This window comes from Burkholderia sp. 9779_493 (assembly GCF_015712215.1).
Lineage (GTDB): Bacteria > Pseudomonadota > Gammaproteobacteria > Burkholderiales > Burkholderiaceae > Burkholderia > Burkholderia cenocepacia.
In genome coordinates, this window is the sequence record NZ_JACCQA010000012.1 from 188,219 (window position 1) to 211,736 (window position 23,518).

30 protein-coding genes are annotated in these 23,518 nt (G+C 66.6%); 5 read left to right on the top strand and 25 right to left on the bottom strand.

What is annotated here, in order from left to right; all coding sequences use genetic code 11:
* Nucleotides 1-30: 30 nt before the first annotated feature.
* The 11 genes from H0X95_RS14985 to H0X95_RS15035 all read right to left on the bottom strand — a co-directional run bounded on the left by H0X95_RS14985 (nt 31) and on the right by H0X95_RS15035 (nt 8,911).
* Nucleotides 31-1,026, bottom strand: coding sequence for a M56 family metallopeptidase (locus H0X95_RS14985; protein ID WP_020750593.1), 996 nt, complete (start codon nt 1,024-1,026; stop codon nt 31-33).
* Entirely contained in the window at nt 1,026-1,424 is a 399-nt protein-coding gene (locus H0X95_RS14990; protein ID WP_003104024.1) for a BlaI/MecI/CopY family transcriptional regulator, read from the bottom strand. Before H0X95_RS14990 ends, H0X95_RS14985 begins: the two co-directional genes overlap by 1 nt.
* Before the next feature lie 110 nt (nt 1,425-1,534).
* Nucleotides 1,535-3,517, bottom strand: a complete 1,983-nt coding sequence (locus H0X95_RS14995; RefSeq protein ID WP_003104027.1) for a relaxase/mobilization nuclease domain-containing protein — start codon at nt 3,515-3,517, stop codon at nt 1,535-1,537.
* A gap of 448 nt (nt 3,518-3,965) precedes the next feature.
* The gene (locus H0X95_RS15000) at nt 3,966-4,553 is read right to left on the bottom strand and encodes a S26 family signal peptidase (protein ID WP_003107118.1); all 588 of its coding nucleotides are present in this window, start codon (nt 4,551-4,553) and stop codon (nt 3,966-3,968) included.
* The gene (locus H0X95_RS15005; protein ID WP_003107117.1) at nt 4,550-5,083 is read right to left on the bottom strand and encodes a DUF2840 domain-containing protein; all 534 of its coding nucleotides are present in this window, start codon (nt 5,081-5,083) and stop codon (nt 4,550-4,552) included. Before H0X95_RS15005 ends, H0X95_RS15000 begins: the two co-directional genes overlap by 4 nt.
* Entirely contained in the window at nt 5,080-5,352 is a 273-nt protein-coding gene (locus H0X95_RS15010) for a hypothetical protein (RefSeq protein ID WP_003107114.1), read from the bottom strand. Before H0X95_RS15010 ends, H0X95_RS15005 begins: the two co-directional genes overlap by 4 nt.
* Nucleotides 5,349-5,987, bottom strand: coding sequence for a ParA family partition ATPase (parA, locus tag H0X95_RS15015; protein ID WP_003107112.1), 639 nt, complete (start codon nt 5,985-5,987; stop codon nt 5,349-5,351). Before parA ends, H0X95_RS15010 begins: the two co-directional genes overlap by 4 nt.
* Nucleotides 5,988-6,240: 253 nt before the next feature.
* Nucleotides 6,241-7,098 carry a replication initiator protein A gene (locus H0X95_RS15020; protein WP_003107111.1) on the bottom strand — a complete coding sequence of 286 codons (858 nt, stop codon included), beginning with the start codon at nt 7,096-7,098 and terminating at the stop codon, nt 6,241-6,243.
* A 26-nt stretch (nt 7,099-7,124) separates the two neighbouring features.
* Nucleotides 7,125-7,406, bottom strand: a complete 282-nt coding sequence (locus H0X95_RS15025) for a helix-turn-helix transcriptional regulator (RefSeq protein WP_003107109.1) — start codon at nt 7,404-7,406, stop codon at nt 7,125-7,127.
* Between the two features lie 83 nt (nt 7,407-7,489).
* Nucleotides 7,490-8,251 (bottom strand): DUF2285 domain-containing protein, encoded by a 762-nt coding sequence (locus H0X95_RS15030; protein WP_003107098.1) that lies wholly within the window; start codon nt 8,249-8,251, stop codon nt 7,490-7,492.
* 309 nt (nt 8,252-8,560) lie between these two features.
* Entirely contained in the window at nt 8,561-8,911 is a 351-nt protein-coding gene (locus H0X95_RS15035; protein WP_003107096.1) for a DUF2958 domain-containing protein, read from the bottom strand.
* 240 nt (nt 8,912-9,151) lie between these two features.
* On the opposite strand from H0X95_RS15035, the gene H0X95_RS15040 reads away from it, so the two are divergent.
* The gene (locus tag H0X95_RS15040) at nt 9,152-9,457 is read left to right on the top strand and encodes a helix-turn-helix domain-containing protein (protein WP_020750592.1); all 306 of its coding nucleotides are present in this window, start codon (nt 9,152-9,154) and stop codon (nt 9,455-9,457) included.
* A gap of 63 nt (nt 9,458-9,520) precedes the next feature.
* Here H0X95_RS15040 and H0X95_RS15045 read toward each other — a convergent pair whose 3' ends face one another.
* Nucleotides 9,521-9,835 (bottom strand): DUF736 domain-containing protein, encoded by a 315-nt coding sequence (locus tag H0X95_RS15045; RefSeq protein WP_003107092.1) that lies wholly within the window; start codon nt 9,833-9,835, stop codon nt 9,521-9,523.
* Between the two features lie 810 nt (nt 9,836-10,645).
* Here H0X95_RS15045 and H0X95_RS15050 point away from each other — a divergent pair.
* Entirely contained in the window at nt 10,646-10,807 is a 162-nt protein-coding gene (locus H0X95_RS15050; RefSeq protein WP_023083643.1) for a hypothetical protein, read from the top strand.
* Nucleotides 10,808-10,936: 129 nt separating this feature from the next.
* On the opposite strand, the gene H0X95_RS15055 is transcribed toward H0X95_RS15050, so the two are convergent.
* From H0X95_RS15055 to H0X95_RS15115, 13 genes are all read right to left on the bottom strand, one after another.
* Nucleotides 10,937-11,146 carry a hypothetical protein gene (locus H0X95_RS15055; RefSeq protein ID WP_016851780.1) on the bottom strand — a complete coding sequence of 70 codons (210 nt, stop codon included), beginning with the start codon at nt 11,144-11,146 and terminating at the stop codon, nt 10,937-10,939.
* 62 nt (nt 11,147-11,208) lie between these two features.
* Nucleotides 11,209-13,260, bottom strand: coding sequence for a ParB/RepB/Spo0J family partition protein (locus H0X95_RS15060; RefSeq protein WP_116803340.1), 2,052 nt, complete (start codon nt 13,258-13,260; stop codon nt 11,209-11,211).
* 79 nt (nt 13,261-13,339) lie between these two features.
* Complete coding sequence (locus tag H0X95_RS15065; protein WP_116803341.1) at nt 13,340-14,164, bottom strand: DUF932 domain-containing protein; 825 nt, start codon at nt 14,162-14,164, stop codon at nt 13,340-13,342.
* A 711-nt stretch (nt 14,165-14,875) separates the two neighbouring features.
* Complete coding sequence (locus tag H0X95_RS15070; RefSeq protein WP_003103165.1) at nt 14,876-15,154, bottom strand: hypothetical protein; 279 nt, start codon at nt 15,152-15,154, stop codon at nt 14,876-14,878.
* A gap of 65 nt (nt 15,155-15,219) precedes the next feature.
* Nucleotides 15,220-15,570 (bottom strand): DUF2958 domain-containing protein, encoded by a 351-nt coding sequence (locus H0X95_RS15075; RefSeq protein WP_003103166.1) that lies wholly within the window; start codon nt 15,568-15,570, stop codon nt 15,220-15,222.
* A 261-nt stretch (nt 15,571-15,831) separates the two neighbouring features.
* A complete protein-coding gene (locus H0X95_RS15080) occupies nt 15,832-17,142 on the bottom strand; it encodes an MFS transporter (RefSeq protein WP_003103168.1) in 1,311 nt (436 codons plus the stop codon).
* Nucleotides 17,143-17,151: 9 nt separating this feature from the next.
* Nucleotides 17,152-17,409 carry a metal-sensing transcriptional repressor gene (locus H0X95_RS15085; protein WP_003103170.1) on the bottom strand — a complete coding sequence of 86 codons (258 nt, stop codon included), beginning with the start codon at nt 17,407-17,409 and terminating at the stop codon, nt 17,152-17,154.
* Between the two features lie 125 nt (nt 17,410-17,534).
* Nucleotides 17,535-18,041 (bottom strand): RadC family protein, encoded by a 507-nt coding sequence (radC, locus tag H0X95_RS15090; RefSeq protein WP_003103172.1) that lies wholly within the window; start codon nt 18,039-18,041, stop codon nt 17,535-17,537.
* Between the two features lie 370 nt (nt 18,042-18,411).
* Nucleotides 18,412-19,476, bottom strand: coding sequence for a PDDEXK nuclease domain-containing protein (locus tag H0X95_RS15095; RefSeq protein WP_003103173.1), 1,065 nt, complete (start codon nt 19,474-19,476; stop codon nt 18,412-18,414).
* Nucleotides 19,473-20,672 (bottom strand): tyrosine-type recombinase/integrase, encoded by a 1,200-nt coding sequence (locus H0X95_RS15100; protein ID WP_003103175.1) that lies wholly within the window; start codon nt 20,670-20,672, stop codon nt 19,473-19,475. The genes H0X95_RS15095 and H0X95_RS15100 overlap by 4 nt, the downstream gene beginning before the upstream one ends.
* A 249-nt stretch (nt 20,673-20,921) precedes the next feature.
* Entirely contained in the window at nt 20,922-21,404 is a 483-nt protein-coding gene (locus tag H0X95_RS15105) for a PRC-barrel domain-containing protein (protein WP_006498342.1), read from the bottom strand.
* A gap of 91 nt (nt 21,405-21,495) precedes the next feature.
* Nucleotides 21,496-21,927 carry a CBS domain-containing protein gene (locus H0X95_RS15110; protein WP_058903681.1) on the bottom strand — a complete coding sequence of 144 codons (432 nt, stop codon included), beginning with the start codon at nt 21,925-21,927 and terminating at the stop codon, nt 21,496-21,498.
* 88 nt (nt 21,928-22,015) lie between these two features.
* Nucleotides 22,016-22,270, bottom strand: coding sequence for a hypothetical protein (locus H0X95_RS15115; protein ID WP_006498340.1), 255 nt, complete (start codon nt 22,268-22,270; stop codon nt 22,016-22,018).
* 164 nt (nt 22,271-22,434) lie between these two features.
* Here H0X95_RS15115 and H0X95_RS15120 point away from each other — a divergent pair, with 164 nt between their 5' ends.
* The 3 genes from H0X95_RS15120 (at nt 22,435) to H0X95_RS15130 (ending at nt 23,483) form a co-directional block, all read left to right on the top strand.
* Entirely contained in the window at nt 22,435-22,737 is a 303-nt protein-coding gene (locus H0X95_RS15120) for a hypothetical protein (RefSeq protein ID WP_034203633.1), read from the top strand.
* A 195-nt stretch (nt 22,738-22,932) separates the two neighbouring features.
* Nucleotides 22,933-23,175, top strand: coding sequence for a hypothetical protein (locus H0X95_RS15125; protein ID WP_006498338.1), 243 nt, complete (start codon nt 22,933-22,935; stop codon nt 23,173-23,175).
* Nucleotides 23,172-23,483 carry a hypothetical protein gene (locus H0X95_RS15130; RefSeq protein WP_006498337.1) on the top strand — a complete coding sequence of 104 codons (312 nt, stop codon included), beginning with the start codon at nt 23,172-23,174 and terminating at the stop codon, nt 23,481-23,483. The genes H0X95_RS15125 and H0X95_RS15130 overlap by 4 nt, the downstream gene beginning before the upstream one ends.
* Nucleotides 23,484-23,518 lie beyond the last annotated feature (35 nt).

Here is a 23,518-nt window from a genome sequence, read left to right on the forward strand (position 1 = left end):
CAAAAAAACACAGCACGCGCGCATATGGACTTACCTCGTCATCACAGTGATGAGAGATTCGGTCACGGAATGCAGCCAGCCGGTAGATAGGCTGCAAAACGCCAGAACAAGAATGCCTAGCATCGGCCCCAGGTATGAGACAGACGTGTGCTTGGACGACAGCAACGCCTCGACACGCTCAGGGACGAAATCGGAAAAGAACGCCATAGCCAACGGCATCTGTTCCTTGGCGTGTTGCCGAAATATCTTTTCTACTGCAACGATGGTTTCGGCTACGGCGACAGGGCATCCCACTTCGTTTGCAGCAGCGAAATCACAACGCTGTTCCAAGGCGAGTTCCAGATCGCGCAACAGCCGGCGACGAGTGCCCGGCAACTGGATGCTCGACAACACGACAGCGATCAGGCGATGCAGCACATCTCGATTGGCGATATGAGCCTGTTCGTGCGCCAGCACCACGCGCAATTGCGTTGGGTCGAGTCGCCGCATCAACGAGGTTGAAAGCAGGATGTGGCCATTCCCGACGCCACAGGCCAGCGCCATAGGCTGATCGACATCAAGCACGCGAAGTTTGTCTGGATACCCCGGACGCCAGCTCAGGCGCACCATCGAGGCAAGGGTTCGACGAGCACGCCAAAGGCCCACTACGGCCCGTAATGCCAGCCAAACCGCGTATCCCGCCAACAATGCCAATGCTCCCCATAGCCAGGCACTTTGCCCATTGCCGCTCGGGTGCCAAACGCACAGGTGCAGGAGCGTGTCAGCGTGCGCAGAGCAGGCAGCGGCAAATCTGGCCGAATCATCAAACATCGACGGCATGGCGATAGTCATGGCCGTATAGGCAATACCCGCCAATGCGGGTGTTACCAGCATCCACCAAGACACTCTTGCTCGCTGATAGGGGCTCTTTCCTGACAGCGCACGGCGTAATGGGCGCTCGCAGGTTCCAATCAGCAGGGTAAGCGTTACTGCCAGCACGAAGCCGGATAGCAATGCGAACTGAAGTAGTGGGCCATAACTCATCATTACGGCTGATCCAATTCAGCGCGACGACGGGCAATCAACTCCTCCAGCCTCTTGAGCTGGTCATCATCCGCCCTTGCAGCAAGATCGACAAAGGCACTCAACAACGCATCCGGCTGCGGGCCTGCGACACGACGCACCGTGGACTCGACCAGCTTCTGGATCAGTTCCCGGCGAGATACTCGTGCCGAGTATTCGTAGGCATGGCTGATCTTTTCGCGCTGGAGCATGGCCTTGCGAAACAGACGTTCCAGCGTGGATTGCACTGTGTTCAAGGAAATCGAGCGAGACTTCCCAATGCGCGCGTACACCGCCTTGGTGTCGGACGGGCCGAAGCGCCAGATGTCTTCGAGCACGGCGATTTCGAGATCGCCAAGTGTTGGTACGCTGTGGTTGGTCAATGTTGTCGGCTCCGAGCTTTGACTCGAACTCAAGAGTATCCACCACGAAAAACCGACCGTCAATCGGTTTATTGTGCAACCCCCATGCCGGGCACTGCTATCGCGGGAAGTTAACCGACGGCAGGCCCACGTTGCCGTCCTATCTCCCAGGACACGCCGCCGCCGCGCACCGTAGCGGCAAGCTGCTGGCCCAGCCGCTGCTCGACCACCGGCCTCCACGGCACAAGGCTGAACCCCATGCCGTCATCGAGCATCGCGTAGCGCCCACTGGCGAGCATGACGCTACGCCGGTAGATACCCGCCACGCGCTGCCCGTCGGCCACCGGGCGATGCTCCAAGCCGGTATCGGCGGTGATGTCCTTAGCGGCCTGCGCCAGCTCCCGATTGCGCAGCGTGCCCAGCAGATTACGCGCCAGGATCACCCGCTGGCCGCGTCGCTCGGCCAGCCCTTGTTCGGCCAGGAAGTCGGCGCGCTGCTGCATCGCCTGCTTGGCCTCGCCACCAAAGCCCAGTTCGCCCAGGCCGGTGCCGCCGCCGATCAACTGCTGGTCGAGCCACGTGGCGCCGATCACGCGGGCCTGTCGCTCGATGGGTAGGTGCGATTTCAGTTCCACGGCCACGCCGCCTAGGCGTTGCGCGTCGTACTGACGGCCCTGCTCGGGCAGGTTGTCCGGCACCTTCCATAGACCTTCGGCGACACGTTCCACGATGCCGGCTCGGCGCAGGGCTTCGAGCCGGCGGACATGGGCGGCGACGACTTCCTGCGGATCGCGGCCCGGCACGGCCTGACTCTGCGCGATGGCGAGGTGGTGGTCGGTGAGGTACAGGCCATCGCTCGCCAGCGCGGCGATGTTGCGGTCGGCCGCACGCACGTCGGCCGATCCCTTCACCTCCACCACGGCGCCGGTCGGATAGTTCGCCAGTTCGTCGCGGGCGTTGAGCGCAACATAGTGGGCCTTGCCGTCCACCCCGTCGATGACCAGATAACCCCGGTCGCGCAGCTCGTCGGCCAGCCCCTTCGCGGCCACGCGGCCGAGGATGGTTCGGCCATCGTCGCCCGGGTCGAACACCGCCAGTTCGCGCGGCTCGCCGCGCATGGCCCGCTGCATGGTGCGGATGATGTCGCCACGCTCGCCCAGGGCGCGTAGCGTCTTTTCGGCATCGGTATGGACGGCCCAGGTGCCCGGCTGCATCTCGTCGGCCAGGCCCAGGCGCTGCAAGCGTTGCAGGCGGCCGATCAGCAGCAGGCGCTGGCGTTGCAATCTCGGCTCGTTGAGGCGTTCGACATGCACCAAGCCATCGTCGCCCAACTCGCGTTTGAGCGTGCGATCCAAGCTCGTCCATCGCTCTTGTTCCACCTCGCGTTGCAAGGTCTGCTGGATCTCCAGCTCGGTGCGCGGCCCCAGCCATTCGGTCGCCAGTTCGGCGGCGCGATGGCGGAAACCATCGGCGATGTAGTCGCCCGCGATGATGAGGTCTTTGCCGGTGTCGTCGCGTCCGCGCACGACGATGTGCGTGTGCGGGTTGTCGGTGTTCCAGTGGTTGACGGCCACCCAATCGAGGCCCGTGCCCAGGTCGGCCTCCATGCGGCCCATGAGGTGCCGCGTGTAGGTGCGCAGGTCTTCCAACTCGGCGCCGTCCTCCGGCGAGAGGATGAAGCGGAAATGGTGCCGGTCGTCGGCGCAGCGTTCCTTGAAGGCGTCGAGGTCGGCGGCATCGGTCTGCGGCCCGTAGGCTTGGCCTGGCTCGCCATCGCGGCCCACGCCATCGCGCTCGATGTAGCGCAGGTGCTTGGCGAGCGATTGCGGGCTGGCCTGGCGCTGATTGACCAACAGCGTCTTGATGGTCACGCGCCGCGACATGGGCGTCAGCTTCGCCCCGGCGAAGCGCGCCGCCGTGTGGCCGCGCCCCAGACGCGAGCCGGGCCGATGCCCGGTTCCTGCGCCCTTGCCAGCTCCCCCAGGACGACGCACCGACGACTTGCCGCTACTGGCCTTGCCCGCCTGCTTGAGCACCTTGGAGACGAAGCCCTGGCCCTGGTTCTTCGGGGCGCTGGGGCGGATGCGGAAATCATCGTCGCGGCGGTCGGTCATGGCTGCGCCCCCTGCAAGCTCTGGCATGTCCGGTCGTGCGAAGCACGCGGACATGCCTGCATTGGCGTGGGCCTCGCGCCCCAAGCGGCACGGCGGCGAAGCCGCTCCGTGCCGCGCCAACCCCATGTGCAGACAGGCTTTCGACGCGGCCCGGTGCCGCGTCCTTTTGTCTTGCCTTCCGCCTTTGCCCCTCGCTGTCGCTCCGGGCAGCGGCGGCCCGGCGGCGCTGCTGCGCGAGCAGCCAGCGCGCCGGCGAACGCGGACACGGCCGCAGGCCGGGCGCGTTCGAGGCAAGACGCCTGCACGTTGGACGGCTGCGCCGAAGGCAGCGCGAAGTGCGGTGCGAATGCACCCGCACTGCACGCGCGACGACACGGCGACGAACAGCAGAACGACACGCCCGATGGCACGATGAGATGCACGGCGGCGTGCAGCGAATCGACGGCCATCATGGGCGGGATTCCAGCCAGACCGGATGCGCGACGCCGATCACGGCGGATGTGCTGACCGGCCCGAAATACCGGCTGTCGAACGACGCCGGGTTGGTCACACTCAAGAGGAACAGTTCGCCGGGTTCGAGGCGACGGCATTGCTGCCGGGATGGCAGCGGCCGGCCCCAGCGGTCAGCAGGCAGCACGGCGGCCGAAGGCACGCCGTCGATGCGGACGATGCCGCCCGCGATGCACACTTCCTGCGGCGCGACGGCGCCCACACGCTTGAGCAGCGGCACGCGCGCCGGCAGGTAGCCGCGCTGCGCGGCCAGCGCAGCGGCATCTGGCGGCAGCGTGGTCAGGACGATGCTGCCCACGGACAAAGGACGTGGCAGCGAGCCGGTGCCGTTGCTCAGCGGATCGACGCGATACCAGCCGACCGCCACGCTGTCGGACGGGTTGTAGATCAGGCGCGGCAGTGGATGCACGAAGGACGCCCAGGCCAGCGCAGCGAGGCCGCAGGCGGACAGGCCCGCCAGCACGATGCGAGCGCGCAGGCGCGAGCGAGGACGCGGCGCGGTGCCGACAGTCGAAACGGCGTTCATGGCAGCGCCCTCCCGATGAGCCATGCGGCGTGCCGCTCGGCGGTGTATTCGGGCAGCGGCAGGCGTGCAGCGAGCCGGTTGGCGAGCGTGCGCCAGTACACGGGCGAGGCACCGATAGGCGCGATGCCCAGCGCCTCGATGGCGTCGATGCGCTCCAGCACGGCGCGCACCTGATTCTCGCCCTCGGCGTGCAGCAGCAGGCGTGCGCCCGGCTGCACGCCGGGAATGCGCTGCGCCGCATCGAACGGCGTGCAAGCCTGCATCACCATGAGCTGCCAGCGAATCGTGCCGTAGTCGTTGGCCTGCCAGCGGATGCGGCAGAACATGGCGCCCGGCTGGAACACCGCGCAGCGCCGCCAGCGGTCGAGCTGGTGCGTACGCGCGGGTTCGCCGAAGCGCAGGTAGAGCTTGAAGCGTGGTTCGGTGTAGGCCAGTGCCACGCGCGTCAACGGCGCGCTGGCAGGCTGGCCGGAAGGTGCTGCGAGCGCAGCCGTAGCCGCGCCAGCGGCAGGCGAAGCGGATGCGGTCATGGTGTGTTCTCCCTGCGATGCTCGGGAAACTCACGCTCCAGCAGGCCGCGCAGCAGATCGGCCACGGTCACGCCCTGCGTGAAGGCCGACACCTTGATGCGCGCGCGCAGCGCGGGCGTGATGTCGAGGGTCAGGCGAGCGGTGTAGAGGTCGCCCTTGCCCAGCGCATCGGCGTCGCCTTGGCGAATCCACGCCTCGGCGTGCGGATTCGCGGGCGGACGCGCGCCGATGCCGACGCGCTTTGCGCGTATCGGTGGCTTCGCTGTCATGTCGGCCACCGCAGCAGTTCGTCCACCAGTGCGGTGATTTCGCGGGCGGCGGCGCTGTCCGGCGCCGTCTCGCGTGCAAGCCGGCCAGCGGCCACGCTGTCGGCGAACACGATGCGCTGATGCACTTCCGCGCGCAGCGCAGGAAGCGGCTGGTCGGCGAGCGCCTGGCGCGCTTCGCGCCCGATCACGGTGGTACTGACGCGCCGATTGATGACGAAGGCCGCGCGCAGCGCAGGCCGAAACACCTGGGCCTCGCGGATCAGCGCCACCATCTCGGCGCTGGCCCACAGGTCGTAGGGGCTGGGCTGCACGGGGATCAGCACGCGCTCGGCCGCCAGCAGCGCGGAGCGCGCCAGTGCCGCGATGCGCGGCGGGCCGTCGATGATGACGTGATCGGTTCGCCTGGCGAGTTCTGGCGCCTCTTGGTGCAGCGTTTCGCGTGCGAGGCCCACGGCGCTGAAAAGCCTTGGCAAGCCTTGCTGGCTTCTGCGCTGTGTCCAGTCCAGCGACGAACCCTGCGGGTCGGCGTCCAGCAGGACGACGTGCTGGCCGCGCATCGCAAGCTCGCCGGCGATATGCGTGGCGAGCGTGGTCTTGCCCACGCCGCCTTTCTGGTTGAGCAGAGCGACGATCATGACGCGGCCCTCCGTGTTGGAGAGCCGGGCTTTTGCTGCTGCGCTTGTGGCCGCGTGGTGGTTGTCCACCGCAGCGGCGTTTCCCTACTAAAAGTTAGAGAAATTAAGTTAGGGAAGTTAGAAGGTGCGCAAACCCAATGCTGGCGCGGGTTTGCGGCCGATCGGCACGCCTGATAGCACGATAGTCCCACGCCTGATAGCACGATACCCCGCACGCCTGATAGCACGACACTGTTCACAGGTTTTCCCGGAGTTATCCCCGTGCCGTCTGCGGCACGGGCCGGAAGGTCAGCAGCTCCATGCCGTTGTCCGGCATCCGCTCGATGCCCAGGACGTAGCCGGGCAGCGACTGCCGCGCGACCAGCGCGCGCAGGTCGCAGGCGAAGTCGTAGGGCTTGGCGGTGCTGCCGGATTTCTGGTGCAGGTAGCGGAAGTCGAACTGCCAGCCGTGCTCCTGCCGCCCGCCATGCTTGCGCACCAGGCGGTACAGCCAGCGTTCGATGCCGCCGGTAAGCCGGAAGTACGCCGGGTCGATGGTCAGCACCAGGGCGGCGTCGAGCACGCCCGCATAGAACCAGTCCGGCAGGATCAGCTCGATGCCCAGCGGCGTGCCGCTGGCGTCGGCCAGTTCCTTCCACTCGTTGATCCAGGAGAAGCGGTGCAATCGCCGCCCGGTCGTCTCGCGGATGGACGTGGCTACCGTGGTCGATTGCAGGCGATCCAAGGCCGCCTTGAGGCGCTGGTAGTCGCGCAGCGACTTGCCGCGCCCGAAGAAGCGCAGGATCTCGTAGGGTGTGGCGTGCATCAGGCGCGAGGGCCGCAGGCCCGCGTCCTTCGCCTCCACGATCTGCGAGGCCGCCCAGATCAGCACGTCCGCGTCCCAGATCGTGGCGATGCCGTGCTCCTGCGTGCCTTCCACGCGAATCGTCACGTTGCCCGCACGGAAGTCGATGGGCTTGACCCGCTTGGACTTGGCGAGCGAAAAGAACGGATAGGCCATCAAATCCTGGCTGTCGCGCGGCGCCATGTCGCCGGGCAAGGCGCGGAACAGGTCGAGCTGTTCGCGCTCCTGCAACGGCCGCTGCCGGGACGGCAGCCCGGTGCTGGACATAGCGATGGCCTGCCGCGCGCCGCCGATCAGCGCGCACGGCTGTCGGCCGAGTGGTGCTCGGCGTATTCGGGATCGGAAGTCGTCTCGAAACTGCGGTCGGCAGCCCAGGCGTCGAGGTCGGCCACGGCGTACATGACGCGGCGGCCGAACTTGCGAAAGCGCGGGCCGCCGCCGATCACACGCTGCTTTTCCAGCGTCCGCGGCGACAGGCGCAGGTATTCGGCGGCTTCGTCGTTGGTGAGATAGCGTTGGGGCTGCGCGGCAGCGGTCGAGACAGTGGCGGCAGGCCGCAAGGGAGCGGGACGCATGGTGTGAACCTCCATCGGTTGAAAGCGCCCGGCCACACAGCGCGACCGGATGGAGGCAGTCTCAGAAAACCAAGCTGTTCTGCTCAGGGTCGTTTTGCGTCGTCCTCAAAACGACCCTTCTCAAGCGGCGGAAGCTGTGCTAGACGGCGATAGCCGCCGCGCATCAGCGCATCACCGCGCCGTACCAGGCGGCGTACCTTGGAGCGCAGCCCGCCATCGCTGTACCAATCGGCTGCGGCATCTACGCCGAACAGTCCTTCCGCGACTTCACGCAGGGATGCGCCCGCCAGGGTCGCGTCGAGCGCCTGCAAGCTGTGCAGTTCCAGCAGTGCGGTAGGTGTCGGTCTGGGCTTGGCGGCCGCCAGTGCTCCGTGGAGCGCACGACCGCGCGCAGGCGCGGCGGTGCCGCTCCGTTGGGCATAGGCCACGGCCATGCCGTCTTCCAGGCCGGGCGCGAACGCGAAGCGCAGGCAATGACCTGGGCTGCGCGCGATCAGCGCCAGCCCTTTACCGTCATGCAGCAGTTGCTTGTGACCGGGGATGCGCCAGAACGCGAAGGTCGCCGCATCCTGCGACGGATCGGCATCGGGGTAGAGCTGCACCACGGCGGCATGGCCGGGCAGCCAAGCCGGATGCGCGTCGCGCGCATCGAGCGCCGGGTCTTCCAGTAGGCGTAAGCCCCAGCGATGCGCCGTGTCTGGCCGGCGATGACGGCGAAGCCAGTCGAGCCGGTAGTCGGGATGCCTGCGCAGATACTCCCAAGCGAGCGCGAGCGCATCCAGCCCAAAGACATACAGGTATGCGGCAGTCGGATACCAGTGTGCGAGGTGATGAGGATTGACCATGACGCCTCCTCCTGCGAACAGGACTCGCCGCCACGGAAGAACTACGCGCTACATCGCCATCGTTAGAGCGTCATGGGTTAAAAAGGCGAATGGGATTGTCAAGACCGATTGGCTCCGATGCGTTGCGGTATTCGTCTCAATGATGTGGCGGCAGCGCCCCGAACTTGGAGTGCTGCACAGGCCAGCCTGCCGCAGCCCGCGCTGGGCATCATGTCAATTTGGATCAGACTGGTGGGGCTACGCCGCAAGAATGCTGATTAAGACCTGCCCGGTATGACGCCAGACTGAAAAAGTCACAGTCGGCCGTATTCAATCCGAGATCGCGCCATCGCGCTCGGCCAGCCGGGTGTATTCCGACAGCGTGCGCGTAGGGCGGAAATAGGTGTCGCGTAACACGGGCTGCTTGCACGGCCCGACGATGCCGGCCAGATCGGATAGCTTGACAGTGCCCTGCGCCGGGATCCCCAACCCCAAGTCGATGAGGCCCCATGCGGTGTCGCCATCGGCGGGGTCGAGCGCGGCCAGCAGCCAAGTCACATGCGCGTCCGGCGTGAACAACCGCACCACGGGCACCGGGTCGATGGCCCGGCCAGCGGCGCGGGCCTCGCCGTTGGCGAGCAGTTGCGCGCGCTCCGGGGCGGTGGCGAGTGGCTGGGGCATGGTCGGCAATTCCACAAATCCAATGATGCACGAATGCGGTTTCACGCCAAAGCGCAGAACCGCGAAACCGGATTTACGCCTTCGTGCGCAAGCACGGATGCGGTTCCGTGGCTTTGCCGGAACCTGCCGATGCGGATTTCCGTAAAGGCACAAAAACGTAGAACACCAAATGAACACTATAGATTGTAGCCCTATAGGGCGCAATGGGCTGTCATCTTGGTTTTTCGAGGGAAACCATAGGTGGCGGCTAAGAACTCATTGGCGAAGGCGTTGAAGACAGTCAGAAAGGCGCGTGGCTTGAGCCAGGAAGCCTTTTCTGACGTGTCCAGCCGTACCTATATGAGTACCCTCGAACGCAACCTTAAAAGCCCGACCCTGCATAAGCTGGCCGAGCTGTGCGAGGTGATGAAGATCCACCCGCTCACGCTGCTGACGCTGGCCTATGCGGGCGACAGTCCGCGCAAGGCCGACGAGCTGCTGGCGCAAGTGCGCCGGGAGCTGGAGGCGGTGGCCAAGGAACGCGACTCGGCGAAGCCTCGTGCGTGACGTGGTGGTGTGCTGCGACCAGCAGCACAGCGCCCCGCCGCGGTGGGCGGGGCGCTGCGGCGGTCACGCCGCCTGGGGCTTGCTGCGCGACCAGATCAGGTCGTGCGTGCCGTCCTCGCCTTCGATCAGGCGGGCATAGACCGGAGCCGGGAACGAAGGATCGTCGAGGGTCACGGACTTGTATTCCCGCCCGGCCTCGCTGGTCTTGTTCCATGCCGCGCCGATGTCGTGGCCGGCGGCCTGGAGGCGGAAGTCGGGGGCGTTCTCGCTGCTGCCCTTGTCGTTGGGAACCAGCTTGACCTTGACGTTGAGCGTCAGGGTGCGCAGCGTGCCGGTGAAGCCGTCTTTGTCGGTGGTGAAGGTGCCGATGTTGGCCATGATGTTTTCTCCTTTCGGTTGAACAAGGTTCGCGCCCATCGCGTCCTTGTTGTGATCCGGCCGGCGGGGGGACGGGCTGGCTGCACCGCTTGCGGTCGAAACGCAGTGGAGAGCCGGGAGGCGAAAAGAATTTGTTGCGCGTGGAAGCCGCGTAGCGGCGGGGAAATTGTTTTCGCCGGACGGTTGCAGCCATAAGCCCGAGGCGCAGCCGCACCCCCGCCAGGATTCACAACGAGACAAGGACGCCTTGGGCCGAACCACTCCGAAAGGAGATGGGGCCGACTCGGCATCCCCGCCCGAAGGCTTTTCCGGCTCGCCCGCTGACGCGGGCCAGGTCAACCACCCGACGACAGGCGAGAACGCCCACGCCGCACCTTGCGGCGCCGGTCTTGATGCGTGGCGTGGAAGCTCCATAGCGATGCCGGGCGGGTTGTCGGTGAACCGTCCTTCGTGACGTGATGGGCAGGAACCGCCAGCGTTGAGGACGGGCACGCACCTGCACAACCTGCCGCAGCGAGCGCCAGCGTGTTCGCCAGCGCCCGCCCATCGCGGCGGGGCGCTGGCCGGGCCGATCCGGCGCAGCCGGTTCGGCGGCATCGAGGGGCGCCAAGCATCGCGCGGCGGGGATAGCCCGCAGGGCTTTCCCCTGGAGGCAAGCGAAGCGCGCAGCGCCGCAGGCGCGAAGGCGTGAGGGATTGAAGCCGAATGGCCGTGACAGCGAAGTCGGCACGGGGCGCAGCCCGAAAGCCCGGCGGCGCTGTGCGCCGACACGCTCAGGCCGTTCCAGATTTCCAAACAGGAAACGCGGACATGCCTCTGATGAAATTGGCGCGGCCTACGCTGCAGGGTATGCACGCGGCAAGTCGAAAACCGCTGGTGATTCCCGCGCACTGCGGGCGCTTCGGCTTGCAGGCCCATGCGGGCCGGCCATTGCCGGGCGGGAAGCCCGGTCACGTCAACGCCGCCGCCTGAACTGCCGTGATGGCGGCGGCGTTCCGATTCGGTTGCGGGCTTGGAACACCGGGCGCGGCCACTGCCGCGCCCGGATTTTGCGTCCACCGCGCCCAGGTCGGAACGGCCTGGGCGCGGTGCTGAACGCGGTTATTTCTTCGTCTCGATGAGCCACCACACGGCACGCGGCAAGGCGTGGCCCGTGATGGGATGAATGTCGGTGAGGTCAGCGCAAGCCGACCAGCCCAAGGGCGGGCGGTAGCCGCGCACGTCGCCGTCGCCGTGCCAGCGGCGGGCGCGCACCGTGCCGGGGGCGTAGATCGCCGCCATGCGCGGGCGGCTGGTGGTGGTGCGGGTCATGGGGGCTTCTCCTTGCAGCGAAGCGCCCCGGTCGAGGCCGGGGCGCTTGCCTTCGGCGCGGGTCAAGCGGCCAGCGCCTCGGCTGGTTCATCCGCCATTGCCTCGGCATCCTCCGGGGCGTCCTGCTCCGGGCCTGCCTCCTGCGCGGCATTCTGCGGGCCTGCGGCCTTGAAGATGGCGGGCATCCAGCCCGTGCCATCGGCCAGCCGCTCGGCCTCGCTGGCAATGTCGGCCTTCTTGAGCTTCGCCAGCCGGGTGACAGATTCCGGTGCAAACGCGCCCACGGCATCCAGAATCACAGCCTTGGAAACGTGCTTGAAGTAGCCTTCTGCGGTCGGCTTCCACCATGCGGCCATGTCGAGGCCCACGGCCTGCGCCAGTTCCTCGCCGGGCTGGTGCGCCGTGGCGCGAGGCGTCACCACGTCCACCGTGGAAGCCACGCACACGGCCAGCAACCGCACCAGTTCGTCTTGCGACTTCGCCAGCAGCACAGCGAGCAGTTCGGCGCTGTCCTCCGGCAAGGCTTCACCGGCCACCTGTTGCAGTTCGCGCAGCGCCACGGCAGCGGGCGATTCCGGCCAGTCCGGGGCCATGCCTTCCAGTCGGTCTTGCGCCGTGAGGCGCACGCCCAGCGGCAGGCCATCGCCGTAGGCGTCGGGCTGCAAGACGGTCTGCACCATGCCATGCACCAGCGCGGCCAGCGCGACATGCGGATGCCGTGCAACTTCGATTTGCAGCGCCGCCGTGCGGTGGGCGCTCAACCGCTGCGCCAGCCGGTCGGACAGGCTCGCGGCCTTGGGCGCGTCGTCGGCGTCCTCGTGCTCGTCGTTGGCGGCTTCGCCTTCGGCACTGCCGAAACCGCGCCGCAGCTTTTCCAGCGTGCGCAGCGCCTTGGCCTCGGCTTCGCGCAGCAGGCCGCGATGAATGACGGCCTCGCCGTTGCGGTCGATGGTGACGATGGCACCGGCCACCTCGCGCACCTCGGGGGCATAGCCCTGCAAGGCATCCTCCGCGTCTTGCAGTTCCCCGACCACCTGATCGCGCCGCTGTTCCAGCTTCTCGGCCTTGGCCTTGTCCTCGGCGTCGCAGGCTTCTTCCAGTTCGGCGTCGATCTTTTCGAGGCGGGTTTCCAGCGAGGCGATGCGGCGGGCTTCGCGGGTGGTCGGCTCGCGGCGATGGCGCGGGGCGTTCTGGAACGCCTGCCGTTCCTCGTAGGCCAGATGCGGCACGGCCTCCACCCATGCCCACCCCTCGGCGCGCACGTCCTCGGCCAGCGTTGCCAGCTTGTCGCGCACCAGCGTTTCCAGCACTGCGGTATCGGTGAGGTAGGTTCCGGCATCGCCTTCTGCGAACAGGTCGCGGCGGACGCCGCCGCCTGCCTGCCGGTAGGTGTCCAGCCCGACGAAGCGCACCAGCGCGTGCGAGGCGTCGATTTCGCGTTCGGTCAGGCGCTCGCGCAGCTTGGACGGGCTGCGCTGCCATTCCGGCGCACCATAGAACGCGGCCTCCTGCGCGGCGTGGTCGTCGGTGATGGTCAAGGCCATCAACTGTTCCAGCGTGACGGTTCCGGCGCGGTAGTCGGCCATCAGGCGCGGCGCGATGTGGGCGAGCTTCAAGCGGCGCTGCACCACCAGCGGGGACACGCCGAAGTCGGCGGCAATGTCCTCGATGGGCCGGCCTTCCTTGACCAGCGCGGCGAACGCCTCGAACTGGTCGGCGGGGTGCATCTGCTCGCGCATCAGGTTTTCCGCGAGGCTGACGGTACGGGCCGAAGCATCGGGCACCAGCAGGCACGGCACTTCGTAGTCGGCGGGGATGCGCTTCTTCTTCGCCAGCAGCTTCAAGGCGGTCAGTCGGCGGTCGCCTGCCACCACCTCGTAAGCCTCGCCATCTGCGGAAAGGATGACGATCAGGTTTTGCAGCAGGCCGATGCGGGCAATGCTCGCGGCCAGTTCGGGGATGGACAGGCGCGGCATCTTGCGGGCGTTGCGCTTGGAGCGGCGCGGCAGCAACTGCGAGAGCGGAACCAGAATCAGGTTCTTGGACGGGTCGGCCATTTCCAGCGGTGCGGCGGCTTCGATGGCGACGGCTTCGGTTTTGAGTACGGCGTTCATGGTGATAACTCCTTGCGGTTAGGGATGCAGCAGCGAGAGAAGCGGCAAGGGCTGCTGCCTGCCCCTGCCGCGTGGGGATTCAGGCTTTCAACTGGCGCAGGCCATCGGCCAGCAGCCACAGGGCGCGATTCAGGCGCACGCTTTGGTCGATGCCCTGCACGGGCCGGGTGGTCTGGCGGCGGCCACTCGCGGCGCGGGCGGACAGGCCGCCTTTGGTCAAGTTCTCCTGCGTGCGGTTGAACACGCTCCACAGGTCGCGGCGGTCGTCGTCATGGCGGCGCGGCATCAGGATTTGCGATTCCGTGATGGGCGCGGGCTTGTCCTCGTCGTACTTCAACGCCAGCGCAGCGCGGGCGAACACTTCCGATTCCCCGGCGTCCAGCGTGATGGCGCGCATGGCATCGCGCGATTCCTGCACCCGGTCGAAGCCGTGCAGGACTTCGTATGCGCCTTCGATGACGTGAGCGGCTACGTCGCCCTTGTGGGGTACGCGCACGTCGGCCACGGTGTCGCCGCAGACAAGGCCATTGCTGCAAACGAAGCGGAACATCCCGGCCAGCATCTGATAGCTGCTGGTGCCGTCATGGGAGTTCAGCAGGATGATTTCGTTGGCCTCGCGCCCGTTGATCTGGCTGGCGTGGCGCAGCCGGATCATGTGCTTGGTGTAGTCGCGGCGGTCGTCGTGGCGCACGCGGGTTTGCGTCACCATGAAAGGCTCGAAGCCTTCCCCGCGCAGTTCCTGCAGCACGGTGGCGGTGGGGATGTAGCTGTACCGCTCGGAGCGGCTTTCGTGCGGTGCCTTGGCGAAGATCGACGGGGCCACGGCCCGGATTTGGTCATCCGACAAGGGACGTTCCGAACGCAGCACCGGGGAGCGGGAAGCGAAGCGGGATGCGAGTTGCATGGCATTTCTCCTGACAAAGAAAAAAGGGTTTGCTGTTCACCGCACACCGGATTCCTAGATTCGGAAGCCCAGCCTTTCGGCTGTTCGGTGCGGTCGGCACGAGGAACCCGGTTGGCCCTGTTGCCACCGTCTTTCCTGAGTTCATCGCCCGCGACGGTCAGGAGCGCGCGGACGGGGGGCCGTCAAGGAGATAAGCGCAGGGTTGGTGCGGCCCGCAGGCGAAGCCGAGGACACGGCCCTGCGCGCCTTGACGGCACACGGCCGCGGGCTACAGTCGCGGTGAAGGTGATGAAGTCAGGGGAGACGGCTGGACATGGCAACGGCCCCTCAACACGCCGACCGCACGGCAAGCGAAGCGCGCAGGCCCGGATCTGGAAGCCGGGCCGGAGGCGTCAGCCGAGCGGAGCGAGGGAACGATGGAAGCCCGTCAGGGGCGAGACGCCGCAGGCGGCTCGATGCGCCACGCGCACGACAGCGTGACCGGCCATGTTTCTTGGCCGGGGACGCACAGCCTTCAATGCTTGATGCACAAGCTCATGCGCCAGTCATCGGGAAACAGGTTCGACAGCGACTACTGTGGTCAGGCCGATCCGGCGCAGCCGGTTCGGCGGTCTTTGAGGGGCGCCAAGCATCGCGCGGCGGGGATAGCCCGCAGGGCTTTCCCCTGGAGGCAAGCGCAGCGCGCAGCGCCCCGTCAGGGGTGCGAAGGCATCACGCCGAGTCGTCAGGGCGCAGGCTGGATTCCGAAACTGGCATCCAGGGCGATGACGAGTTCAGCAGGTAGCGCGCACCGCGCGCGTACAGGCCCGAAAGCGCGGTTGGCCGGTAGAACCCGGTAACGCGGCGCCGGAACTGTGCGCCAAATTCGTTGGTGTAGATCACCGCGTCGCCGATCTTGAAGCGCAAGGGCTGGCCGTTCTCCGGCGCGAACGGCTTGAGCGCATCGTGCTGCGCCGTGATTTCGATGATGTAGTCGTTATGGCTGCTCATGGCATTGATCTCCTGTGATGGTTGAGAAAGCACAAGGAGCGCCTTGCAGCGCTCCCAGGGCCGGGTCAGACAACGATCCGCCCGGCCAGCCGCGCATCGCGCGCATAGACGCTCAACCGCTTCTCGGCGCGGAAAGACAGGTCACGTTCGATCGGCAGGCCCAGCCCGCCGCGCACCGCCGCCAGCTCGTCCAGGCTGACCCAGCCGATTTCCGGCTCCCCCAGGCCCAGGTCGCAAAGACCAAAGGCGTGGTCGTGGTCGTCGGGATCAATCTCGGTCAGCAGCCAGGTCGCGCCAGCGTCCGGCGTGAACAGCTTGACCACGGGTGCCGGATCGAAGTCCGGGTTCTCCAAGGATTCGCGGCCGTTGGCCAGCAGCACGATGCGCTGCTCGTCGGTGATGAGTGCGTTGTTCATGGTGAACTCCTGGAAGGTTGCCGGGCGGAATTGCCCGACCCTTCCGGGGCACGGCGCAGCGCAAGCCGTCAGGGGTCAACGACGGCCGTCAGGACGCAAGCGCGCATGGCGCGCGCAGCCCTTGACGGCGAGAACGCCGTGGCACGATGAAGGGAACAGCAAGACCGCCCCCACTCACTCCGATTTTGGGCAAGCGAGCGCGCAGGCCCGGATCTAGCAATCCGGGCCGGAGGCGTTGGGGATGTGAAACGCTGACAGCCGCTAAACGCGCGTCCAGTCCCGGTGCAGGTCGTCCACGATCGCAGGGTGGCGATGCCCGCCGCGATCTGCGTGTTCGCGCAAGTGAGGATGATCTGACGGCAGATCAGGGTGATCGTGAGTGATGTCGGAAGAATCACTAGCGGGCCAGAGCCGCAACGCCAATCCCACTCCTACAAGACCGATCAGCGACATGACGATGAAGGTCGATTGCAGTCCAAAGGCAGCACCGAAGCGACCGGCCAAGGGGTAGCAGATGAGCCAGCACGCATGGGACAGGGCGAATTGCGCAGCAAAGACCGCAGGACGATCCTCGGGGTGAGCGGAGCGACGCAGCAACCGACCGGATGGCGTTTGCGCCACGCTGTAGCCAAAGCCGACCACCAGCCAGATCACCACTAGGACGGCATAGGTCGGAATCATCGCTCCGGCTGCTGTCCCCAACACCAGCATCGTTGCCCCCGCAATCATGGCTGGCCGATCAGCAATCTTGTCGAGCAAGCGAGGCAGCGCGAATGCCGCAATCATCGAGCCGCCTCCGAAGGCGGCCAGCGCCCACGCCACCTCGGATTCGCCCAGGCCGAAGCGCGCCTTGACGATAACCACCGTGTTGACGATCACCATTGATCCTGCTGCCGCCACGGCGAGGCTGATTGCCAGCAAACCTCGCAGGCGTGGCGTGGCGAGGTAAATGCGCGTGCCGCGCGTAGTGCGATCCCAGATGCCCCGGCGTGGGCCGGGTACGGTTGTGGGCAGCCCCACGCTGACCACGAGCGCGGCCGAGACGAGGAAGCCGAGAACCGTTCCCGCAAACAGATTGTGAAAGCTGATGACGGTCAGCAGCGCGGCGGCCAGCATTGGGGAAATCAGGCTTTCCAGATCGTAGGCCAGCCGGGAAAGAGACAGCGCCTTCGTGTATTCGTCTTCGTCGGGAAGGATGTCCGGGATGGTGGCTTGAAAGGTCGGCGTGAAGCCTGCGGACGCCGCCTGTAGCACGAAGATCAGCAGATAGATTTGCCAGATTTCGCTGACAAAGGGCAGGCAGAGCGCAACGGATGCTCGCACCAGGTCGAGGGCGACCAGCAACGACCGTCGCGGCAGCCGGTCGGCGAAAGCCTGCGCGACAGGTGCGACGCCGACATAGGCGAGCATCTTGATGGCCAGCGCCGTCCCGAGCACCGCGCCGGCATCCGCGCCGGCCAGATCGTAGGCAAGCAGGCCGAGCGCCACTGTCATCAGGCCGGTGCCGACGAGTGCGATCACCTGGGCGGAAAACAGGTGGCGATAGGTGCGGTTCTTCAGAACGGAGAGCATGGGATGGCCTCAGAGCAGTTTGGTCAGCGCCTTCATTTCGGCCAGAACGGAGTCCTCGTCATGGGACAGGCAGTGGTCGATGTGGTCGTGGATCAGGACGCGCTTTGCCGCCGTCACCGCGCTTTCCACCGCCGCGAGCTGGCGGGCGATGTCAAGGCAGGACTGACCACCTTCGATCATGCCGATGACGTGCCGAAGATGGCCCTCGGCGCGTTTGAGTCGCTTCACAAGGTCGGTGTGGGTTGAGTGCTTGTGCGTCGCTTTCATGCGGCAATTGTATCCCCCCAGGGGGGATATGACAAAATCGCCTTGCCGCCCTTCTGTCGGCCGCCGCAGGTGTGCTTTGTCAATCGGCACCGGATGCAGCAAAAAGGGGGCCGAAGCCCCCAAGGTCAAAGCAGGCCGCGTTCGGCGAATGACGTGGTACGGCTTCCAGCGACAATGATGTGATCCAGCGTGCGAACGTCCACCAGCGCCAGCGCCTGCCGAAGCTGCGAGGTCATCGCCTTATCGGCCGCGCTCGGCTCGGGGTTTCCGCTCGGATGGTTGTGCGAAACGATGACCGCCGCTGCATTGAGCCGCAGTGCCTGCTTCACCACCTCGCGCGGATGCACCTCGGCGGCGTCGATCGTGCCGTGGAACATCTCCACGTAGTCGATCAGCCGATGGCGCGTGTCGAGGAACAACACCGCGAAGACCTCGTGCTCGAAGCCGGCCAGCTTGGCGCGCAGGTAGTCCTTCACCGCCGCCGGCGAAGTGAACGCCTCGCCGCGCTGCATCTTCTGTTCGATGACCTGGCGCGCGGCTTCCAGAATCTGGTCGGCGTCCGCCGGCCGATAGCGCCCACGGCCATCGCGCACCATCAGCGGGGTATCGTGAGAGAGGGTCAGTTGCGACATGATCGTGCTCCGGTTGCTCGGGCGGAATTGCCCGGAACCGTGGCCAGCACGGCGCAGCGCAAGCAGTCAGGGGTCGCAGACGGCCGCCAGGACGCAAGCGCGCACAAGCGCGCGCCGCCCTTGACGGCGAGAACGCCGTGATACGGTGAAGGGAACAGCAAGACCGCCCACACCCGCCCACTGCACACAGTCGGCTTTTGGCAAGCGGAGTGCGCAGGCCCGGATCAGCGAGTCGGGCCGGAGGCGTCAGCCGAGCAAAGCGAGGGAACGATGGAAGCCCGGATGGGGCGAGAGTCGCGCAGCGAGGCTCGATGCGCAGCACGACAGCGCGACGGCGGCACGCCGGGACGCCCGACTGCTTGGGACAGGGCTACTCGTTGTCGATTTTGCGCTGCTCGATCTGCAACTGTGCCCGCTGCGTTGCCTGTTGCAGTCGCTCCACCAGCACGCCCCTCGGCGGCAAGGCGGTCAGGTACTCGGCGACGTGGATGCCCGACTTGTCCAGCTCCAGCAATTCGATCTGCTCGCGCTTCTTGCCGGTGCAAAGGATGATTCCCAGCGGCGAGGCTTCCTCCGGCTCCCGTTCGTGCTTGTCCAGCCAGCGAAGGTAAAGCTCCATCTGTCCCTTGAAAGCCGCCTTGAACTCGCCGACCTTCAACTCCACTGCCACGAGCCGGCGCAGCTTGCGGTTGTAAAACAGCAGGTCGAGGTGGAAATCCTCGCCGTCAATTTGGATGCGCTTCTGCCGGGCCACGAAGCTGAAACCCGCGCCCAGCTCCAGCAGGAAGGATTCCATTTCCCGGATGATCGCCGCTTCCAGGTCGCCTTCCTGCCAAGTGTCCCGCAGCCCCAGGAAGTCGAGGATGTACGGGTCGCGCATGACCAGGGCGGGCGACATGCGCTGCGCATCGCGCATCGTCGCCAACTCCTGTGCGATCGTCTCGCCCGGCTTTTGGGACAGTGCCGTGCGCTCGTACAGCATCGAGTCGATGCGCTCGCGCAGCGTCCGCACGCTCCAGCGTTCGACGCTCGCCATCTGCGCGTAATAGTCCCGCTGGAGCGGGTCTTTCAGCGGGATCAGGGCGATGAAGTGCGTCCAGCTCAATTCTCGTATCAGTGATACGAGAATCTGCTCGTCGGGGAAGGTGGCTGCGAACTGCACCATGCGGCGCAGGTTCTGCTCGGCAAAGCTGTTGCCGTACTCCTTCACCAACTGCGCCGCCAGGGTAGGCAGGACTTCCTTGCCATAAGCGCCCCGGCGCCCGTCCAAGACCTGCGTATGGATGCGCTGGCCGATGCGCCAGTAGAGCATCGTCAGTTCGCTATTCACCGTCGAGGCGGCGCGCTTGCGCGCCGCCTCGATCAGTGCCCGAATGTCGCCCAGCAGCGCCGAAGGCGCTGCGGACGATGCTGCGGATGACCGGCGCGTGTTCATGCTGCCGCCTCCGCAAGCTGGCGCGCGCCCGTGATGGCCTGGCGCCGGCTGGCCACCAGCTCGGCGGCATCGCGCACCGGCTTGTCCTCGGTATGGACGTAGTGCATGAACATCGCCACGGTCTTGTGGCCCGTCAGCTTCATCCCCACCTTGGTCGGTACGCCAGAATTGGCAATGTCGGTCGTCGAGCGATGGCGGATGCCGTGCGTGCCGACGTGCGGGACGCCGGCGGCCTTGAGCACCCGGCACCAGCCGCCATAGTGTTCGCCAAAGGTCAGGTGCTTGGCCGGGTCGTTGGGCGACGGCAGGACATAAGGGCAGCCCTCCCGGCGCGGCGCCGTCGAAAGCAGCCGATAGGCTTCCTCGCTCATGGGCTTGGAAATGCCGCCGACCTTGCTGTCGGGCCACACCACGCGCCGGTTCTCGAAGTCCAGCCAGCTCCATTCGAGCGGGCAGATTTCGGAGCGCCGGGCGGCGAACTCGAATTGCAGCCGGATCGCCAGAGGGATGACGTAGTTCTCCAGCCCTTCCGCCTCCAGCTTCTCCAGATGGCGGAAGAGCCGCACCATTTCCTCGTCCACGATGAGCCGGGTTTCCTTGCCCGGCGGGTACATCGGGACGTGGCGGCACGGATTTGTGCCGTCCGGGCGGTAGCCCCACACTTCGGCCAGGTTGAACATCTTGCGCAGCACGCCGAAGGTCTTGTTCGCCTCGGTCGGCTTGTAGGCCAGCTTCTCCATCAGCCCGGCAATGTCGGGCCGCTTCACGTCATGCACCTTCTTGCGGCCCAGCAGCGGGATGATGTTGCGGTCGATGACGCCCTGATAGCCGTCCTGCGTGCTGGGCTTGTTGCGCTTCTTGGAGTAGTCCTCCATGAACTTCTTGCACAACTCGGCCATCGTGGGCGCCTTGCGCGCCTCGGCCTTGGCGCCGCCGGGGTCGCCGCCCCGGCGAACCTCGGCCAGCCAGTCCTGTGCCTTGACTCGTGCCTGTTCGACGGTCAGTTCCCCGTACAGCCCCAGCGAGGGCTTGCGGGGCTGGCCGGAGTTCGTGCGGTACTGGAGCATGAACACCCGGCGGCCCGTCGGGGTAATCTTGCACAGGAAGCCGGGCACCACGGTATCCCGCAGTTCAACATCCTTGGCCTGGGGCTGGGCCGCCTCCACGGCGGTCTTGGTGAGCTTGATCTTTGCCATGATGACTCCTTGGAACGACCCGGATTCCAAGAGCCAGATAGGAGCGGCGCGAGGGAAAACCGGGTCAAGTTTCAGAAAGCACCGGCATATGATGGACGCGCGTAAGCTATTGATAAACCTGCTGTATCGAGCTGCGGCGCAGTCCAGCGAACTACCGGGCTGGAGTCATCGTGAAACAAAAAAACGCCCCGCGCGGGGCGGGGCGTGTCGAACGGAGGCGCCGGTGAACCGGCGCGCGTCAGTGGGCGGTCAGTGACGGCCGCGCGTACGCGGATCGTCGAGGTCCTCGGTCGGGTCGGTCAGCCCGAGTTCGTCGCCGGCACTCCAGTACGGGGTGCTGCCGTAGAACTCGTGCAGCGGCTCGGCCCATTGCGGGTCGGCCATTGCCGGCCAGTGGTCCTTGTCGAACCCCGGCGCATTGCGGATCCGCTCGGACGATACCGACAGCAGGAAGCACTTGCGCTCGGTGTCGAGCGTCAGCGCGCTCCACGGAATCGCGTGCAGCTTGTCGCCGATGCCGAGAATGCCGCCGCTCGACAGCACCGCATACGCGATGCGGCCGGAGCGCACGTCGAGCATGATGTCCTTGATCTTGCCGACATCGTCGCCGTCGGTCGTATAAACCTTGTCGCCTTCCAGCGTATCGGCTGCCATCACGTCGGGGCCGGGGCCGGCCGCCGTCGCGGCGCCCTTGCCGATGATGCGGGTCTGACCTTGATCGGGAGTCTGCATGGTTTCCTCCTGGCTGCGTGGGGCGCGACCGTGCCCGGATGGGCCCAGCGGGTCGCGCGGGGTGGTCGGGCGAAGCGGAAAAAGCGCTCCGTCACGTCTGCTTCGGTTGCGACACGCCTTCCAGCGTGTTCGCGACGTCGTCGCGCTCGGGGCTGGCCGTGCGCGTCGCGATGTCGGCCAGCGACAGCATGCCGACGAGCCGCTTGTCGTGATCGACGACGGGCAGCCGGCGCAGTTGCGCGTCGGCCATGTAGTGCTGGATCTCGTCCAGCGAATCGTCGTCGAAGCACCATTCGATCGGGCCGGACGCGACCTCGTGGATCCGCGTCTCCGGCGGCTTGCCGGCCGAGATCGCGCGCACCGCGAGATCGCGGTCCGTCACCATCCCGATCAGCCGGTTGTTGTCGCACACGGGCAGCGCGCCGATGTCGTAGCGCTCCATCAGTTGGGCGGCATGACGGATCGAGTCGGTCGGGGCGATCCGCACGACGTCCTGCGACATGATTTCGTTGACGCGATGCATGAAATTCTCCTTGCGGGTTGGGTGAAGCAATGTGCCGATGCGGGTGCTGCGATCCAGCAAACCGCATGCCGTGCGCGCGGCCGTCTCGTCACTCGGGGTCGCTTTCGCGCTTCTCCTGCCACGGCCCGTCGTCGTGCGTGCCGGGCGGCGTGTCGGGCTCGATGCGCGTGACGCCGCCGGTCGCGGGCGGGTCGCTGGCCGGAAACGTGTCCTCGAGCTGCTTGTCGATATGACGTTCCGAATGGCGCGTGCGCGTCTGGTCGTGCTCCTTCAGCGGCGGTTGCGGGTCGGGCTGCCGCTCGTGCGCCGGTGCGTCGTGGCCGTGCCGGGTCGAATCCTTCATGGCGGTGCTCCGTATCGGTGACGATGACCCGCCTGTGCCGCAACGGCCGTTCCCGGCGCGCATGGACGGCACGCGACTTGCCGCTGCGACCGCGACGACCATGACGACGATCACGACACGGCGCAACAGGAAGCCTGCTGCGCACATCGACGGGAGGCACGACGATGATTCCGAAACGACGACCAGGGGTGCGCTATGAGGTCAACGTATGCGGCGGCGGATTCGATTCGGTGAAGAGCCATTTCGATACGTGGAAGCACGAACCGCTGATCTACCGGCCCGAGCGCCGGATGTTCGAAGGCAAGGCCGACGTGCGGCCGCTCGGCGACGAGACGTTCGGCGCAACCGAGCCCGCCCGTTTCGCGTTGCAGCGGGCGTGCGAGCCGTCCGATCCGTACGCGCTCGCCGCGCGCGTGCGCGACGACGGCCGCGAGCTGTGGCTCGTGATGGCCGCGTACGACGCGTAGCGGCGTGCTTGCAAGATTTGCAGCGAACGGTGTAGCGAAGGCATGGCGCTTCGCGGCCAGCCGCGCGCCTGCGTGCCGATTCCCGCGCGCTCCCGCCGCGCGGACGACCGGCACGGAGGGCATGCGGCTTGCGAATCCACGGTGTGCGGCGCGCCGCGCCGATCCGTACCCGAACCCCGCAACGAGGGAACGCCGATGAAACACGACTCCGCGCAATGGCTGCAACGGCCCGAACCGCCGCTTCCCGACATCGAGCCGGACCCCGAGCCGCCCGATCCCGACGACGTGCCGCCGGACATGCCCGAACCGTATCGGGAACCGGAGGGCGATCCGCCCGGGCATGCGCCGCCGGAACGGGATCCGCCGTCGCGCGAGCCGCCCGTGCGGGCGCGGCCCGCCGGCGCGATGCCGCGGATGCGAACGGAGGGTCTGCAATGAGCATCCGCGTGAAACCCGGCCTGCTGCGCGACATCGCCGAGACGCTCGGCCGTCATTTCGAGGCGCGCGAGATTCCGTTCCACGTCGAGGAACAGCCGGCCGGCGCATTGCATATCGGCTTTCGGGTCGACGGCCATCCGGCGTCGCTGACCGTGACGTTCGACGCCGATGCATTCGCCGCGCTCGAACGGGCCGACGTCGACCGGCAACGCGGCACGCTCACGCGCGTCGCGGCCGAATTCGACACGATGATGGCGCGCCGCGCACCGACCGCGTACGCGGGCGATTTCCATTTCAACCGGCTCTGAGCGGCGCTCGATGCGCCGGCCTGGAGCCCTCGATG

Bases quoted from the DNA above. Each gene is read 5' to 3' on its own strand.
- H0X95_RS14995 (WP_003104027.1), bottom strand. From the start codon at position 3,517: ATGACCGACCGCCGCGACGATGATTTCCGCATCCGCCCCAGCGCCCCG.
- H0X95_RS15100 (WP_003103175.1), bottom strand. From the start codon at position 20,672: ATGGCAAAGATCAAGCTCACCAAGACCGCCGTGGAGGCGGCCCAGCCC.
- H0X95_RS15085 (WP_003103170.1), bottom strand. From the start codon at position 17,409: ATGAAAGCGACGCACAAGCACTCAACCCACACCGACCTTGTGAAGCGA.
- H0X95_RS15060 (WP_116803340.1), bottom strand. From the start codon at position 13,260: ATGAACGCCGTACTCAAAACCGAAGCCGTCGCCATCGAAGCCGCCGCA.
- parA (WP_003107112.1), bottom strand. From the start codon at position 5,987: ATGATCGTCGCTCTGCTCAACCAGAAAGGCGGCGTGGGCAAGACCACG.
- H0X95_RS15105 (WP_006498342.1), bottom strand. From the start codon at position 21,404: ATGCAGACTCCCGATCAAGGTCAGACCCGCATCATCGGCAAGGGCGCC.
- H0X95_RS15055 (WP_016851780.1), bottom strand. From the start codon at position 11,146: ATGACCCGCACCACCACCAGCCGCCCGCGCATGGCGGCGATCTACGCC.
- H0X95_RS15045 (WP_003107092.1), bottom strand. From the start codon at position 9,835: ATGGCCAACATCGGCACCTTCACCACCGACAAAGACGGCTTCACCGGC.
- H0X95_RS15125 (WP_006498338.1), top strand. From the start codon at position 22,933: ATGAAACACGACTCCGCGCAATGGCTGCAACGGCCCGAACCGCCGCTT.
- H0X95_RS15050 (WP_023083643.1), top strand. From the start codon at position 10,646: ATGCCTCTGATGAAATTGGCGCGGCCTACGCTGCAGGGTATGCACGCG.
- H0X95_RS15070 (WP_003103165.1), bottom strand. From the start codon at position 15,154: ATGAGCAGCCATAACGACTACATCATCGAAATCACGGCGCAGCACGAT.
- H0X95_RS15065 (WP_116803341.1), bottom strand. From the start codon at position 14,164: ATGCAACTCGCATCCCGCTTCGCTTCCCGCTCCCCGGTGCTGCGTTCG.
- H0X95_RS15110 (WP_058903681.1), bottom strand. From the start codon at position 21,927: ATGCATCGCGTCAACGAAATCATGTCGCAGGACGTCGTGCGGATCGCC.
- H0X95_RS15120 (WP_034203633.1), top strand. From the start codon at position 22,435: ATGATTCCGAAACGACGACCAGGGGTGCGCTATGAGGTCAACGTATGC.
- H0X95_RS15000 (WP_003107118.1), bottom strand. From the start codon at position 4,553: ATGAACGCCGTTTCGACTGTCGGCACCGCGCCGCGTCCTCGCTCGCGC.
- H0X95_RS15130 (WP_006498337.1), top strand. From the start codon at position 23,172: ATGAGCATCCGCGTGAAACCCGGCCTGCTGCGCGACATCGCCGAGACG.
- radC (WP_003103172.1), bottom strand. From the start codon at position 18,041: ATGTCGCAACTGACCCTCTCTCACGATACCCCGCTGATGGTGCGCGAT.
- H0X95_RS15020 (WP_003107111.1), bottom strand. From the start codon at position 7,098: ATGTCCAGCACCGGGCTGCCGTCCCGGCAGCGGCCGTTGCAGGAGCGC.
- H0X95_RS15025 (WP_003107109.1), bottom strand. From the start codon at position 7,406: ATGCGTCCCGCTCCCTTGCGGCCTGCCGCCACTGTCTCGACCGCTGCC.
- H0X95_RS15095 (WP_003103173.1), bottom strand. From the start codon at position 19,476: ATGAACACGCGCCGGTCATCCGCAGCATCGTCCGCAGCGCCTTCGGCG.
- H0X95_RS15080 (WP_003103168.1), bottom strand. From the start codon at position 17,142: ATGCTCTCCGTTCTGAAGAACCGCACCTATCGCCACCTGTTTTCCGCC.
- H0X95_RS15005 (WP_003107117.1), bottom strand. From the start codon at position 5,083: ATGACCGCATCCGCTTCGCCTGCCGCTGGCGCGGCTACGGCTGCGCTC.
- H0X95_RS15115 (WP_006498340.1), bottom strand. From the start codon at position 22,270: ATGAAGGATTCGACCCGGCACGGCCACGACGCACCGGCGCACGAGCGG.
- H0X95_RS15035 (WP_003107096.1), bottom strand. From the start codon at position 8,911: ATGCCCCAGCCACTCGCCACCGCCCCGGAGCGCGCGCAACTGCTCGCC.
- H0X95_RS15030 (WP_003107098.1), bottom strand. From the start codon at position 8,251: ATGGTCAATCCTCATCACCTCGCACACTGGTATCCGACTGCCGCATAC.
- H0X95_RS14985 (WP_020750593.1), bottom strand. From the start codon at position 1,026: ATGATGAGTTATGGCCCACTACTTCAGTTCGCATTGCTATCCGGCTTC.
- H0X95_RS15010 (WP_003107114.1), bottom strand. From the start codon at position 5,352: ATGACAGCGAAGCCACCGATACGCGCAAAGCGCGTCGGCATCGGCGCG.
- H0X95_RS15075 (WP_003103166.1), bottom strand. From the start codon at position 15,570: ATGAACAACGCACTCATCACCGACGAGCAGCGCATCGTGCTGCTGGCC.